Source organism: Luteibacter sp. RCC_6_2 (assembly GCF_041360655.1).
Lineage (GTDB): Bacteria > Pseudomonadota > Gammaproteobacteria > Xanthomonadales > Rhodanobacteraceae > Luteibacter.
Genome location: NZ_JBFUPQ010000001.1, coordinates 181,476 through 197,291, shown reverse-complemented (window position 1 = coordinate 197,291; position 15,816 = coordinate 181,476). Strand labels below are relative to the sequence as shown.

10 protein-coding genes are annotated in these 15,816 nt (G+C 62.1%); 5 read left to right on the top strand and 5 right to left on the bottom strand.

Going from position 1 to position 15,816, the window contains the following annotated elements:
- Positions 1 to 23: 23 nt before the first annotated feature.
- Positions 24 to 1,160, bottom strand: a complete 1,137-nt coding sequence (locus AB6730_RS00820) for an FAD-dependent monooxygenase (protein WP_371021764.1) — start codon at positions 1,158 to 1,160, stop codon at positions 24 to 26.
- Between the two features lie 91 nt (positions 1,161 to 1,251).
- Entirely contained in the window at positions 1,252 to 3,561 is a 2,310-nt protein-coding gene (locus AB6730_RS00815) for a TonB-dependent receptor (protein WP_371021763.1), read from the bottom strand.
- Between the two features lie 387 nt (positions 3,562 to 3,948).
- Here AB6730_RS00815 and AB6730_RS00810 point away from each other — a divergent pair, with 387 nt between their 5' ends.
- Positions 3,949 to 4,398, top strand: coding sequence for a DUF4440 domain-containing protein (locus tag AB6730_RS00810; protein ID WP_371021762.1), 450 nt, complete (start codon positions 3,949 to 3,951; stop codon positions 4,396 to 4,398).
- A gap of 41 nt (positions 4,399 to 4,439) precedes the next feature.
- Complete coding sequence (locus AB6730_RS00805) at positions 4,440 to 4,979, top strand: helix-turn-helix domain-containing protein (RefSeq protein ID WP_371021761.1); 540 nt, start codon at positions 4,440 to 4,442, stop codon at positions 4,977 to 4,979.
- Positions 4,980 to 5,040: 61 nt separating this feature from the next.
- On the opposite strand, the gene AB6730_RS00800 is transcribed toward AB6730_RS00805, so the two are convergent.
- Entirely contained in the window at positions 5,041 to 6,831 is a 1,791-nt protein-coding gene (locus AB6730_RS00800) for a peptide-N4-asparagine amidase (protein WP_371021760.1), read from the bottom strand.
- A gap of 130 nt (positions 6,832 to 6,961) precedes the next feature.
- Between AB6730_RS00800 and AB6730_RS00795 the strand changes: the two genes are divergently transcribed.
- From AB6730_RS00795 to AB6730_RS00785, 3 genes are all read left to right on the top strand, one after another.
- Entirely contained in the window at positions 6,962 to 7,957 is a 996-nt protein-coding gene (locus AB6730_RS00795) for an exo-alpha-sialidase (RefSeq protein ID WP_371021970.1), read from the top strand.
- A gap of 346 nt (positions 7,958 to 8,303) precedes the next feature.
- Positions 8,304 to 11,264, top strand: coding sequence for a TonB-dependent receptor domain-containing protein (locus AB6730_RS00790; RefSeq protein ID WP_371021759.1), 2,961 nt, complete (start codon positions 8,304 to 8,306; stop codon positions 11,262 to 11,264).
- A gap of 275 nt (positions 11,265 to 11,539) precedes the next feature.
- A complete protein-coding gene (locus AB6730_RS00785) occupies positions 11,540 to 11,986 on the top strand; it encodes a hypothetical protein (protein ID WP_371021758.1) in 447 nt (148 codons plus the stop codon).
- A 66-nt stretch (positions 11,987 to 12,052) separates the two neighbouring features.
- Here the strand turns inward: AB6730_RS00785 and AB6730_RS00780 are convergent, their stop codons facing one another.
- Together AB6730_RS00780 and AB6730_RS00775 are read right to left on the bottom strand one after the other, a co-directional pair.
- Positions 12,053 to 12,871, bottom strand: a complete 819-nt coding sequence (locus AB6730_RS00780; RefSeq protein WP_371021757.1) for a hypothetical protein — start codon at positions 12,869 to 12,871, stop codon at positions 12,053 to 12,055.
- A gap of 57 nt (positions 12,872 to 12,928) precedes the next feature.
- On the bottom strand, positions 12,929 to 15,811 hold the full coding sequence (locus AB6730_RS00775; protein WP_371021756.1) for a beta-galactosidase: 2,883 nt from the start codon (positions 15,809 to 15,811) through the stop codon (positions 12,929 to 12,931).
- Positions 15,812 to 15,816 lie beyond the last annotated feature (5 nt).

Below are 15,816 nucleotides of genomic sequence, written 5' to 3'. Positions count from 1 at the left end.
CGAGGTGACACGGACGTGACGCGTCAACTCGGTGAGAACTGCTTCAGCGGCTCGTAGGTGGCCCGATAGCTGCGTGGCGTGATGAACGGCATGAGCATGGTACGAAGCGCGTGGGGAAGGCGCGCCGCTTTCGACAGCCGATCCGTCATCGCCTGTACGTGAGCGACGCGGTCCCGCCGGGCTTGTTCGAAGCGCGGGCCGATCGCCGCCATGTCATCGCTATCGGCGACTATCGCAGCTAGCGCGAGCGCATCTTCCATCGCCAGCGCCGCACCTTCCGCCCATACCGGGGCCGTGGCGTGCGCCGCGTCGCCCATGAGGACGACCCGGTCCTTCGTCCAGGTCGCGAGCCGCACTTCCTCGATGGGCGAGTGGTAGACGTCCTCCGGATGTGCCAAAGCCCAGTCCAGCACCTGGCGCACACGCTCGGGAAACGTCCGGAAGGCTTCGCCGAGGTGGCGATGATCGTTGCCGGGGATTCCTGTAGACCGGACGGTGACCCATCCATAGACCGTGGCGTCGTCGACCGGAAGCAACAGGATCATGCCGTGCTCGCCGGTCCACAGCGTCCATCCATCGATGCCGCCAGGATTGGGTGCCATGAAGCGCCAACTCGCCGAGGCGAGCCGGGCCGTCGTGGCGCCCTGCGACCCCATCGTCATCTCGCGCACGGTGGAACGGACGCCGTCGGCACCGACGAGCAGGCGAGCGGAGACCGTATCGCCGCCGGTCAGGCCCACCTGCACGGTGGCCGCTTCCTGCCGAATGGCCGCGATGGTGGTGCCGAAGCGGATGGCCGGCGCGTCGAGGCCGTCGCCGAGCATCGCCATGAGATCCGCGCGACGCACGGCACGCGGCCGCATGGTTTCACCCCAGAAGGCGTCTTCATCGATGGCGGCCAGGAGGCGATCGCCGCCCGTACGGTATTCACGCTTGCGCACGGGATGCCCCAACCGCTCGATGGCATCCGTCAGGCCCAGCCGCCGGAGCGCGGCGATGGCGTTGCCGGGAAGATTGATGGCAAGGCCGCCATCGGCCGCCTGCGGACTCCGTTCGAGCACCAGGGAATCGATCCCTCGCTGCCTGAGGGCGCGCGAGGTGGCCAGACCGGCGATGCCACCACCTACGATGACGATCGGCTGCGAATCGGTGGATGCCATGGGGGAGGCTTCTTGCTGGGGACGACTCGCGATTCTGCCCCACCCATGCGCGACGGCACACACCCCTTTTGGGGCTGGACAATCGGAAAGTTCAGTACTGGTACTGCAAGGTCACCCCGATGGTCCGTGGCTGGTTGAGCGCGACGCGGCGCGTCGTCGGCAGGTCGGCCGAGATGGCGACCGGCAGGTCGGTCTCGCCGCGCTTGTCGAACAGGTTCGTGGCGTAGAACGAGATATCGAAGCCGTTACGACCTTCCACGCCCACGCGGATGTTGGTGGTGGCAAAGCCCTTGCGGCGATAGAACGGACTCTCGCGGTCGTACAGGAAGTTCGAATCACCCACGTAGCTGACGTCGGCACGCATGAAGCCGTCGTACTGCGCGTTGACGCGACGGCGATACTCGGCCGCCAGCGAGCCGGTGAAGCGAGGCACGTTCACGAGGCGGTCGCCATCCTTCGCCGAGGTGCCAGGCACGTCGTTCTTCAGGTGCGCGTCGTTGTAACTGAAACCGGCGCTCAACGTCACCGCATTGATGGGCAGGAACTTCATTTCCAGCTCGGCACCCTGGCTCACTGCCTTACCGAAGTTGGCGGTGATGTTGTAGCCGCAACCGAGCACGATCTGCTGCTGAACGTGGTCCCAGTCGATATGGTAGACGGATGCGTCGATCAGCAGGCGCCGGTCCAGCCATGCGCTCTTGAAACCCAGTTCGTAGTTCCACAGGGTATCCGGGTTGTACTTGTTCAACTGCGACTGGCTGAGGCCCAGACCGGCCACTTCCGAACCGCACAGCGCCGCCGGTGCGGGATTGTTCGGGCCGCCAGGGCGATAGCCCTCGGAGGCCGTGACGTAGACCATGTTCTCGGGGCTGACCTGGTACTGCAGCGTGAACTTCGGCGTGCTGCCGTAATCCTTCGAGCTGCTGCGCACGGTGCTCGGGCCACCATTGAGCAGGCCGTCGCCACTCTGCGAAAAGCCCTGCTTGACCTCGAAGGCACGGATGCCCGCGCTGGCCTTCAGCTTGTCCGTGATGTTCCAGGACAACTCGCCGAACACGGCGTATTCCTTGAGCGTGGCGTTACGTGCGCCCTGGTAGATCGTCGAGTACGCCGGGAAGGGCGTGTCGAAGGTCTGGTTGAATCCGCCGGGATAGGGAATGGACGAGGCCAGCGGCGCGCGGACGTCGTGATAGAACGCGCCGAGGATCGCCTGCACGGGGCCATCGAACTTGCTGGTCGCCCGCACTTCCTCGGTGAATTCCTTGTTCTTGTAGCTGCCGTACATCGTGGTCGGGTAGACGCTGGGCAGGCCGAAGAAGTAGTTGATGACCTTGGAGCTGTCGTCCCGGATGTTGACGTTGCGTGTGAAGTACGAGCTCGACGACATCAGCTCGAACGCATCGAACTGCTTGTGGATCGCGATGTTCGAGATCGTCGATTCCTGTACGTTGGTTTCGTTGACGTCGCGTACCTGGTACGGATTGTCGAGCGTCGCGGGAATCTTGTCGTACGTGAACGGCGATCCCAGCTTGGAATACTGGTAGATGATGCTGGGCGTGATCGTCAGCGTATCGTCCGGCTTGATGAGCATCGCCACGCGCGCGCCATAGGTCGTGTACGTGTTGACGTTGTCCTTTTTCTTGCCGTCCGGATCGGCCTCGAGGTAATTGGACGGAGAGATCTGATAACGGTCGATATAGCCGTCGTCGCGGCGATAGTACGCGGACACACGCAGCGCGACCTTGTCCTTGAGCAAGGGGACGTTGAGCACCCCGTTGACGTTGGCGTTGGGGCCGCCGTGGTACGTACCCGAGACATCGGTCTTGATGCGGGCCTCGACAAAATCCAGGTCCGGCTGGTTGGTCACGTACTTGACCGTGCCACCCATGGAGCTGGAACCGTAGATGGTGCCCTGCGGACCGCGCAGTACCTCGACGCGCTCGATGTCGAACACCGAGGGATCGATGACGCCTCGCGTCGACAGCAGCGCGGCGTTGCTCGATGCCGCGATGGGCACGTCGTCGAGGTAATAGCCCACCGTCGCGGCGGAGCCCGCACTCGACGAGATACCGCGGATGATCAGGTTGTTCGATCCAGGACCCGAGGAAGCGACGGTCAGCGACGGCGCGATGCGCGCCAGGTCGACGAGGCTGGTCACGCCCTGGCGCTCCAGCTGTTCCCCGGTCAGCGCCGTCATGCTGATCGGCACCTTCTGGATATCCTGTTCGCGCTTGGCGGCGGTGACCGTGATGCCTTCGAGGGTCTGCGGCGAATCCGAAGCCTGTGCCTTCTTCTTTTCGCTCGCCGGGGCGGTGGCGTCCTGCGCGTTCGCCAGGCTCGAGGCCAGCGCGACTGACAGCAGGGCGGTATAGAGAAGGCTGCGCTTGAGTTCTTGGTTCATGGAATTCCCCGGCCTGTGAAAACGTGCATACCCTTCGCGCACGCTCGTCGAATGACAGCGTGTTCTATGGTTCGTGTGTATTGCCCCCGGACGTCGATCCCACGGGTGAACCCATGGGGGACGGTCCTTGCTCGGTTGATGCCAGATGTCCCTGACCGGCTGCGCCTTCGATCCCCTGGCACCGTATGTATAGCCGTCTGAACCGCATTTGCTGCGGCGCACACTTCCTGGTTTCGATCAGATCAAAAAGTTTTGATGGCGTCAAGCTTTTACGTTACGATCCGATGGCACCGCAAGATAGCTACCTAAACGGGTCCCGCCCGATGCCGTCCACTATGCTGGCCCTCATCGGCGGAAGAGCGACTTCTCTCATGCTCCAGGGGTGTCATGAAAACCATGTCCGTGCTTTTCTGCGCGCTGAGCGCCGTGTCGGCGACCGTCGTCGTGTCGGCTGAAACTCCCACCGTGTCGACCGCCCAGGCCATCAAGCAGACCCTCGACGCCAGCGCCGCGGCGTGGTCTTCAGGCGACCTGAAGACGTTCATGGAGTGCTACGAGCGAGCCCCGGGTACGCGTTACGTCAGCGCGGGTGGCGTCGTCGAGGGCTACGAGGCGATCGAAGCGATGTACGCCTCGCGCTTCCAGAAGCCGGGCGCCAGCCTGGGCAAGCTCACCCTGGAACTGATCGACGTCAAACCGCTGGGTACGCAGTACGCCTTCGTCATCGGCCGCTACCACCTGAAGCCGGACACCGGTGCCGAGGTTTCGGGGCTCACGACGCTGCTTTTCCACAAGGTCGGTTCACGCTGGCTGATCAGTAGCGACCACAGCTCGTAACCATGGCGGGCGCACAAGCGATGCCGGACAGGGCCGCCGGGTTGAGCATCGGGTCCGCGATTCGCGATCGACGCCGTGGCCTGGGACTCACCCTGCAGTCCCTCGCCGATAGCTCGGGACTTTCCATCCCGTTCCTCTCGCAGGTCGAGAGGAACCTGGCCCACCCATCGCTGCTATCCCTGGAAGCCATCGCCAAGGCGCTGGACGTGGACGTCGACTACTTCGTCGGCGTCCCTTCGCCGGGGCAGATCGTCTGCCGGGCGGGCGAGCACGACCGGATCGACCTGGAGTCGCCGGTGGTCTACGAGCGCTTGAGCGGCCGGCATGCCGAACGCAAGATGGAAGCGCTCCGGCTGATCGTTCCGCCTGGTCTCGCTGCGCCGACGATCCATCGGGAAGGTGAGGGGTTCTGGTACATCCTGAGCGGCACGCTCGAAATGACGGTGGGCAGGAAGAAGTTCGTGCTGAACACCGGAGATAGCGCGCACTTCGACCAGAGGCATCCCTACAGCATGCGTAACGTGGGCAAATCCGAAGTGCGCATGATCTGGGTCGGGACGCCGGCGATATTCAAGGACTGAAGTCGCGCATCGCCCGTGAGGCGCCGCCGTACGAACGGCGGCGCCTGAATGCGTTGCTTTCTCAGAAGATGCCCGGGTCCTCGGTACGCGACGTGTCGGGCGAGCCATCCGGATGGGTGAACCACAGCAACGGGTTCCGGGCTCCCGGGCAACCACCGCCATCGGTCGCCGCGGTCAGCACACCGGCATTCGTGCTGACGTCGCGGCCGTAGCAACTGCCCAGATTGTCCTTGAACCGGAAGACTTGGGTGCTGCGCTGCCCGCTGTGTCCCGTGACCGCACCACCGCTGAAGGCCAGGGTATCGGCCGTATCGATGCTGTTGTCCACGTCGCTGCGGTAGAGGAGCAGGCCGCCCAGCTTTTTGGAGAACTGCCGCGAGAAACCCTGGGTCACGGCGCTGGGAGCGGAAACGATGTTACCTGCGTCGTCGAAGCTGTACTTGAAGCTGGCCACCAACGGGAAGTCGTAGTGCGTTTCCGTCGTCACCGCGAGGCCCAATCGACCCTGCCGGGTCTTTGTCGTGCTGTCGACCGTCGACAGCTGGTCGATGGCTTGCTCGTAGCGCGTGGCGTCGATGGCGAAAGTCTGCGTGTTACGGAAAGCGACCGTCTGCGTGACGTCGGTGACGATGCGACCGTGCGACGTGTCCACGTAACCACTGGTACGGAAGCTTCGCGATGCGTGGGTGGCGACCGCACCGCCGACCACGCCGGATACATCGGTCAGCGTGTTGTCGACGGTGGCGATGGCCGGTTGGTCTTTCAGGGTGTTCGCGGTCACCGCACCGCTCAGTACCTTGCGACCGCGATCGAGATAGACGAAGAGATTACCGGTCGCGGAAAAATAGCCGTTCGCCCCCGTCACGCCGATGGACAGCGCATGAGGCTGGCCATCATTGAGCAAGGCGGCGAAGGGTGTGATGTCGACGCGGTAAGGCAGGAAGTTCAGCGTCTGTACGCCAGGCGTCGGCCGCCACATGTACGGATCGATGCCACCGGTGAAGATCCAGGGATATACCGGCGCGACGCCGGCCGGTTGTCCGTCGATCGACACCTGCACTTCGCGGTACGAACCACCGCCGCAACTCTGTGCCTCGTCGGCGACCTCGTTCGGAACACATGAGTACCAGAACTCGTCGCCACCCTGGCCCTGGGCGAACACGTCGAGATAGGCGCGCTCGATGTTGGTCGGTAGGGTGAACGTGCGGGTGAGCACGTCGGCGCCCGTGTTGAGTGTCACCGTGCCGCCGTCCGTCCCATCGGAAAGTGGATAGACCGCATCAGGCGCATCGGCCTTCGGTGCCAGGACGTTCGCGGGATAAAAGACCAGCCTGGCGGAGCCACTGATCACACCCGTGTAGGTCTCGTTGACGACGTTGCCCAGAATGGCCTGACCGGTCTGCGGGTTACCCAGCAGGCTGGCGAAGTCGCTCACGTCGCGCTCGACATGCCAGCTCGGCGACACGGTGGAGGAGGGCTCCTGGGTGGTGCCGAAGTAGATGTTGGCGCCGCCCAGCCAGAGCGAAGCGGTGCGATCGAACTGACGCCCGGTCGTGACCGAGAAGTCCGCTTCGAGCACCACCTTCGACCACGACTTGCCACAGCCAATCGGCGGTGCGTATGTGTAGGGATGATTCGAGAAATCGGTGAAGGTGAAACCCTTGAACAATTCGACCACGCAGGATTTGCCCGGCGGCCGGGGAACCGCTGGATCGGCAACCGCGACATTCGCGGAACCTACATCGAACCCCGGTGCCGTTGCCGCGAACGCCCCCTGCGCCGCGCACGCCGCGACACACCCAAGCAGACCCAACCGCAACTTCTTGCGGTTCACCCCATCGATGAAAGCCATGCGCACGTTCTCCCGTGACGTACTGTCCCCTGCGAAAAGGAACGTAGCATGAGAACGGTACACTTCACGCATCATGGGATCGAAGGCGGACATGCCAGCAACGAAAGCACTCTTCCTGCTTCTTTTCGTCATGCCGCTTTCGGCATTGGGCAGTGACACATCGCCCGTGGTGGCCCGCGAATTCGTCGCCGATCCCGCGCCGACACCACAGAGCCACGCGGGCACGATCGTGGAAACCGGGCATGCGCTCGTCGCGGCCTGGTTCGGTGGAAAAGAAGAACGCGATCCGAGCGTCGGTATCTGGGTGGCGCGATACGTCGAGGGGCGCTGGTCGCCGCCGCGAGAGGTCGCCACAGGCGTTCAAGCGGACGGGACGCGCTTGCCGGCATGGAACCCCGTGTTGTTTCGATCCGCGTCCGGCACGCTCATGCTTTTCTACAAGATCGGACCGGACCCCTCGCATTGGCGGGGCATGCTCATGACATCTCGCGACGACGGCCGGCATTGGTCTCCGCCGCGCCGCTTGCCGCCGGGCATCCTTGGCCCGATCAAGAACAAGCCGGTCCAGTTGGCCGATGGAACCATCGTCAGCCCGTCGAGTACGGAAGAGGGCGGTTGGCATATTCATTTCGAATGGTCCAGCGACGACGGCAAGACATGGTCGACGAGCGGCGATGTACCGGCGAACGGCATCGATGCCATTCAACCGAGCGTGCTGGTCGGGCCGCAAGGTGAACTGGTGGCGATCGGACGCACCCGACAGGGCAAGCTTTTCCAGACCCGGTCATCGGACGGCGGGCGCCATTGGTTACCGTTGCGCTTGTTGGATGTCAACAATCCCAATGCCGGCATCGACGCCGTATCGCTCGCGGACGGCCGTTACCTGTTGGTCTACAACCCGGGCCGCCCCGGGCCGAACTGGTGGGACGGCCGAGGCACCCTGGCCGTCGCGGTCAGTGGGGATGGCATGCGGTGGAAGAGGGTACTCACGCTCGAAGACAAGCCAGGCCACGAGTATTCCTATCCCGCGGTGATCCAAACGAAGGATGGCCTCGTCCATGTCTTCTATACCTGGGAGCGAAAACGCATGCGGCATGTCGTTATCGACCCCACGAAAATGGGCTAGCGGCGTCCGGCGTCAAGCCGCGAGCAACCTCGGCCAATTCCTCGTCGGAAAGCCTGACGAAAGCTCGGTGAAAGCCTGAGTTCGTATTGCTCTGATGCACGAATCATGAGTTTTGCGCTCATTGCCGGTGTTTGCTGCAGCGCAACTTGCATCGATCTTAATTCGGTCTATAAGCCTCTTTGTGACATATATGAACATATAGTTCGTATATGCACTTTCTTGCGAATGGACGGAAGCGAGGGCGGGGTGGCGAGGAGGGTCGCCATCCAGCGCACCTTGTGGCTTGGCGCAGCACAAGAAAAAACGACACTCACCAGACAAAGCTCCCGTGGGGGGAGAAATACTCATGAACAGAATCCGTTTGCGGCGCGGAATGATCGCCAGTTCCGTCGCGTTCGCGCTCTTCGCGCCACAGGTCTACGCGCAGTCGACACCGCCGGGGAGCGCCGACAAGGCGGTCGAGTTGAAGGAGGTCACCGTCACCGGTTCGATGATCCCGCGCGTGGAAGTCGAGGGCCCGGCTCCCGTGATCACCATCACGGGCGAACAGATCAAGCAGCAGGGCTTCACCACGCTGTGGGAATTCCTCGATTCGTTGCCGCAGGTGGGACAGCAGATTTCCGATTCCGCGGCATGGGGTTCCAGTTCGGTCAATGCGCGCTCGGTCAACCTGCGCGGCCTGGGCCCGGGTTTCAGCCTGCTGATGATCGACGGACATCGCATCGTCGATTACCCGCAGCCGTTGAACAAGCAGAGCAACTTCCAGAACTACAACAACCTCCCCACCGGCATGATCGACCATGTCGAGATCCTTGCTTCCGGTGCTTCGTCGATCTACGGGTCGGACGCGGTGGCGGGCGTGGTGAACGTGATCCTGAAGAAGAACTACCAGGGTGACGACTTGCAGGTGACCGGTGGCGGCGCCACGCGCGGTGGCCGTGCGTACGGCGATATCAACTTCTTCGGCGGCAAATCCGGTAGCAACTGGCACGTCGTCTACAACCTGGAAAAGTCCAACCGCACGGCGTTGTGGGGCATGGACCGCCCGTATCAGGACTCCGTGTCCGACGCGGGTTATGGCGCCTGGGGTCCGGCGGCGCGCATGTTCGGCTACCAGTACGACGCGGCAGGCGCCGTGGCCCTTTCCGCGATGAACGGCAATGGCCAATACATCACGCCGCCGGCGGGTACCTGCGGGAAGTTCACCAATTCGCAGCTGAGCCAGTCGCATACGGTCACCACGAACGGCACCCAGATCGCCAGCGTGACGAACAACGGCTATTACTGTTCGCAGCCCGCGCTGTTCCAGAACTGGGTGCTGACGCCCGGCAGCCGCAGCAACAACGGTTACGTGTCCGGCGAGTACGACTTCAAGAACGGCTTGCAGCTCTATGGCTCGGCGGCGATGTACCAGACGGTGGGCATTTCCAACACCCAGTTGAATGTCTTCGGCACCGGCCAGTTCTATGACCAGACGACGGGGCAGGTGATCAACCAGGCCATCCGCCAGCTGACCGCGCAGGAGATCGGCACATCGGCCAATACGCATGATCGCGAACAGAACTGGAACCTGCAGACCGGCTTGCGTGGCACCGTGTTCGACGGCGCCTTCCATTGGGACCTGAACCTCAATAGCCAGAAGTACACCGTCCGCGAAGACTTCACGGGCTACAACGCCCAGGCGATGAACAATTTCTTCCTCGGCAAGCAGCAGGGCAGCACCGCGGATGGCTTGCCCATCTACGCCATGAACTGGCAACAATGGTGGAACCCGATCACGCCGCAGCAGTACAGCCAGTTCGCGGTGAACGGCGAGAACACCTCGTCCTCGTGGCTGGACCAGGCGCAGTTGCGCCTCAATGGCGACCTGTTCAAGTTCCCATGGGTGGATGAGCCGGTGGGCTGGGCGGGAGTGCTGGAAGCGGCACACAACGGCTTCAAGCTCTCGCCCGATCCGCGCGCCGCCGACCCGTCCACTTTCCAGAATCCGTTCGGCGCATACCTCACCGGTGGTGGTACCCGCCAGCGCTATTCGTTCGGTACCGAGTTCCGCGTGCCCTTGCTCAATACGGTGACCTGGACCATCTCCGGCCGCCTGGACAAGTACAACGACGCCAGCAGCGCCGACGTCGCCCGTACCTGGGGTTCGGGTATCGAATGGCGCCCGTATGATGGTCTTCTGCTTCGTGGCAGCTACGGCACCAACTTCAAGGCGCCGGACATGCAGGCCATCTACCTGACCGGTTCCACGTCGCCCATCGGCGATTACATCGATCCCTTGCAGTGCGTGAACGCCATCAAGTCCGGGCAGAACAACAACACGTGGTGTAACCAGGTCCAGCGGCCGACGTCGCAGTATTACACCCTGTATACCAATGGCAGCCGCCTGCTGCTGCCGCAGACCGGTCACTCGTGGACCTACGGTTTCGTATGGCAGGTTCCGGGTGTGCAGGGTCTCTCCGTGTCGGCCGACTACTGGCACATGGGCGTGGACAACGCCATCCAGTACCTCGACCAGAACACCGTGCTGAACGACGAGGCGGGCTGCCTCACCGGCGTCAAGCCGAACGGTACCTCCGGCCTGTCACCCTATACGGCGCACGTGCCGAATTCGGCGTACTGCACGATGGTGACCCAGATGGTGAAGCGTAACGCCGCTGGCCAGATCGTCTCGGTGCAGTCCGGACCGATCAACGAGGCATCGCTTTATGTGGGCGGTATCGATGCGTCGCTGGATTACAAGTTCCATACCGACACACACGGCGACTTCCGTGCGGGCATCAACTACACCGATAACCTGTCGTATAAGCAGCGCGTGTTGGCGTCCGATGAATTGCAGAACACGCGTTACCAGAACGTGGCGAGCAGGGTCACCTGGATCGGCGACTGGAACAAGGGCCCGTGGAACGTGTCGATTTCCGGGGTACGCGAGGGGAGCATGCGCGCTCCCAACTATGACGGCTGCAACGTGCTGCCGAATGGCATCCAGCCTGGCATGGTCACGGTGCCCAACGGCGGCCAGACGCTCGCCACCGGCATCTGCCAGGTGACGCTCGACGGCAACCAGGTCAACGTCGCCGACACGACGTACAAAGGCAGGACGCCGGTATGGATCACCTGGAACGGCTCGGTCGGCTTGCAGATCAATCCCGAGACCCACCTGAAGTTCACGGTGTCGAACATCTTCAACAAGGTCGGGGCGATTCCTTATTACGCCGGTGGGTTCGAGTTCGTCACGACGGGACAGACGGCGGACGAGTACAACGGGCGGGAGATGTTCATTACGTTCGACTACAAGCTGGATTGAGAGCCGGCTTGCCTGAAGACGGTCCGGACCTGAATCACGATCGAGTTAGAGATACTTCGATATCTCGATCAGGTTCAGCTCCGGATCGCGTACATATACCGAGCGGATGGGTTCATTTGCTCCCGTGCGATCCACGGGTCCATTGAAGTTCTCATTCTTCACCCTCCTTGATGACATTTGGACCCATGGTGAATAAGCTCTTGGCAGAGCAAGGGTGTGTGCCCAATCTATGAGGGCTACCAGGGTATTTGGTGGTTGGTTGTCAAGGAAAAAACATGGGCTACGAAATTCACATCACTCGCAAGACGGAATGGTTTGACAAAGATGGCCCGAATATCTCATTGGAAGATTGGAAAGCCTATATATCTTCCGACCCTGATATGCGTCTAGACGGTTATGCAGAAGCCATCACGGGAAATGGAGACGTCCTTCGAGTAGAAAATGAAGGGCTTGCTGTCTGGACCGCTTACTCTGGACATGGCGTCAACGGCAACAAGGCATGGCTCTACCCCGGCTCGGGCGGAATAATCGCCAAGAATCCGGACGAAGAAATCCTTCGGAAATTGTTTGAGATAGCCCAAGCACTCGGTGCGCGCGTCGTTGGAGACGACGGCGAGGAATACGGGGCGGACGGCGAGATAGTTGCACAGGAAGATGGCACCCCAGCGGACAATGCGCCGAGAATCAATCCCCAAAAGCGCTCCTGGTGGAAAATTTTTTGACAGCTTGCAATTCATTCGAGCTGACATTGCGTCTGCGCGTCGCCGTAAACCCACGCATGGTCTTGGCTATGCATCGCAAGCGGAGAGAACTGTGGGTCGCGGTTGGGATATGTAATAGCGGGCGAACATGGCGTGCACCCACTCATCGGCTTTCCCAATCTCTTCTGGCTGTAAACGGTCGGACAGGATACTGATCGATAAGTCGAGATTCTTTGCGTCATCGCTGTCGGGCGCGACTCCGAGACGCAGAAGCTTCGAGTAACGCAACTGTGCCGCGGTGTCGTCGCTTCGGATGTACGCGGCGTATCCGGTGCGCAAGCCGGGTGCTGACGCGATTATCATCGCTTGAACAAAGTTCCAGTCGCCTTTTTCGATCATGTGGGCTGCAAGATATTCGGCTGCACCCTTGTATTGCACGGCCTTTGTCCTGTCCACGTCGGACTTTGAAACCTGCCAGAACGACGCCATAAAACACGCACTCGCCGGGACATCGCCCAATCGTGCAGCGGTAAGCGCGATATCGTAAATAGTGCTCGTCGTGACTTTGCTTTCGGACCCCTGGCACATGGCCCTCGATGCTTCGGCGTGCCGCTGGGCAGCCTTTGTTTTTTCGAGATGCTCGCCCTCCAGGATGCCATTCCTTTGTGTCGTATTCAGACTTTGTAGCCATGTCATGTGCGAGTCGATACGGCGAACAAGGAGGCATTCCCGCGATTTCTCGAAAAGCTCGGATGCGGCAGCTAAGTCACCCTGGTTCGCCGCGGCTGAATATTCGTCGAATACACTTACCAGCGGGGCTTTCGAGCTGATTGTCGACTGCGCATTTGCGCAACCGATCGATGCGACAAGGCACAGTGCCCGTAGTCCGTGCTTCATGAATCTCATGCTCGTCCCCTTCCTTGTTCGTTAAACATGGATGCCACAAAGGTTTTCGAGGACATCCTACTTCGGAAGAGCGCCCGTCTGCACCTGCATCACCTCGCGATAACCCGGTGCCTTCACCGCTCGCTGTCCCAGTGACGTGCGGTAATTGCCCTGCATCACCAACGAGACTTCGCCGAGGCCGCCGTCGTACGCGGTGCTCCATGCGGCGATGGCGACGGTATTGTCGCCATGCTGGTTCAACAGGCCGGGCGGTAGCTCGAAATCGGTCTGTGGCCCAACGTCGCTGATATAGCGGCCGATCTGCCAGCCGTTGATGAAGACGATGGCGCGGTAGTGGTGGGGAGCGAGATCGTGGATGCGCAACGCGATCGGCACGTCCTGTCCGGCGGGCAGGTCCAAACGGAAGGTCGTGCGGTACCAGTCGAGGCCGGGCTTGTCGGTGCTATGCGGCAAGGTGGTGGCCTTCCATCCGCCATCGGCGAAGCCGGGCAACTGCCATCCCATGCGCTCGCCGTACAAGCCGCCGGCATTGAACGGGCCGCGCACGGGGTCGGGCAGGTTCTCTCCACCGGCATTGCCCTGGATCTTCCAACGGATCTCGGTGGGGGCGCCGGCGAAGGTCGCCGAGAGGAGCCCGCGCGGCTCACGGAATGCGCCGTTGTGCTCCTCCTGCAGGTGGCCGTGGTTGTCGACCAGCACGGAGATGACGTTGTCGCCGTCCTTCTTCAGCCAACTGGGGTCGATGGCGAACTGCTGCGCGCCGCTTGGGTTGTTGCCGAGGAAATGGCCATTGAGCCAGGCGGTGAAGATGCCGTGGTTGCCCAGGTGCACACCGGTGTTGGCGGACAGGCGGATGCCGATTTCCTTGCCGGTGGCGCGAAAATGCCCGCGATACCACACGTTGCCGTGGTGGAAGCCATAGGCATCGCTGTCGAGTATCGGCAGCCGGTGGTTCCAGTAAGGGTTGGGCGAACGGGTGCGGTCGGTGGTGAGCCAGCCGCGGTCGTTGAAGGTGGGCACGATCTCCGGCGCGCCGTCGTTGACACGCCAGTTATCGAGCCGGGGAAGTGTTACGGGTACGGGGCCATCGACGTGGGCGAGCAGACTGGCGGAGGGTGTCGCCGACGCATCGACCGGTGCGTTATTCCAGGAGAACCCGCGCGTGTCGGGAAAGCCGAACAGTTCTACTTCACTAGACTTGTCGGTATCACCGGTCAGCGCCACCTTGTCGCCCGAGCGAACAGCGTTTCGTACGAGATAAGGGCCACGAACAAGCACCGGGCCATCCGCCGTATCCAACTGCCAGAAGCGGGTCGCGGCTGCGTTGTCACCGATCAGCAGGAGCAGTGACGTGTCGCCCTGGTCGATCGCCACCCGCGCCAGGCCATCGTGCCGATAGTTGAGCCGCAGCGAATGCGTGGCGGCGTCCCAATGCGTGGCGACGTCGCCTTCGATGACCCTCGTCTTCGGCTCGGCCGGATAACGAAGAACGGTCTCGCCGTCTTCGCCGTGGCGGCCATAGAACAGGGCGACATCGCGCCCGCCCAGACGCAGCTGGGTCATCAGTTCCGACGTGGAGTACGCGAGACTCTGTCGACCGAAGCGGTAATCGGCGAGCAAGACCTTGGCATCGCGCCCGTCGATATGAATCGTCGTGCCGGGCTGCTGAGGGATCGTGGTCTCGCCCACGCTGTCAACCGCGATCTTCAGGTGCGTGGCATCGTCGGTCGTGTCCTTGGCTTCGGCATGACGCAGGAAATAGAAGCGCGTGCCGTCGTCTGGATTGATACGCCCGGTGACCTGTAGACGCCGGTTGTCCGGCACCGAGGTACCCATCGCATCGGTACGGGCCAATGGAGCTACGGCACGCGTCATGTAGCCGATGAGCTTCTGCTGATCGTACTTCGATGTGAGCTGGCGACTGGCGGTGATCGCGGCGCCATAGTCGTACGACGTATAGACGCCGGGTGACGACAACCAGCCCCAGTTGATGCCACCGTAGGTCATGTAGAAGTTCTGCATCGTCGAGCCAGCCGCCATGATCGATTCGTAGAACACGCGCTCGAATGCCGGACCGGTGAATTTGCGACAGGCCTCGTAACCCGGACCACCCCAGGCGTCGAAGGCGCCGCCCTGGTATTCGGGAAAGAACAGGGGCGTGTGCGTCAGTTCCCGACGCTCCGCGCTGAAGTCGTAGATGGCGTTCCAGCGTTCCGGACGCGTGCAGTCGAAGTCCAGCGGATAGGAGTCCTGGCCGGGGATGTCGGTGGCACCCAGGCCTTCGACGAAATTGCTGTTGTGGTTGCCCGTGAGCGGCACCGTGATGCCATCGGCGCGCGCCTTGTCCTCGAGATCCTGCATGTATCGCCGGGTGTCGTCAGCCTCGTCATACAGTTCGTTTTCGACCTGGTAGAGAAGCACGCTGCCGCGGCCGTCGGTGACCTGGTGCCGCGCGATGATGCGGTTGATCTGCGTCATCCACTCTCGGTACGCGGCGGTGTATTCGGGTGAATCGGAGCGGGGCTTGCCCGACGTGGTCACCAGCCAGCCGGGAAACCCGCCCGCGTCGGTTTCCGCGTTGATGTACGGGCCGGGGCGGGCGATGACATAGATGCCGACGTCACGCGCCATGTCGAGCAGTCGATCCACGTCGCGGATACCGGAGAAGTCGTAGACGCCGCGCTTGGGCGAGTGGTAGCCCCAATCGAAGTAGATTTCCACGGCATTGAAACCCGCCGCCTTCATCTTTTGCAGCACGTCGAGCCAGGAATCGGGGGAGGGCAGTCGCCAGTAGTGGAACGAGCCCGACCAGAGGTACGTGGGCTTCCCGTCGATGACCAGCGAGTAGCGGTCGTAGGTGACGGTATGCAGGGGCGCCGCCGCAACGTTCGATGCACCCAATACCGCCAGCGCAAGGCCAGCCCAGCGAAACGAGATCATACCCA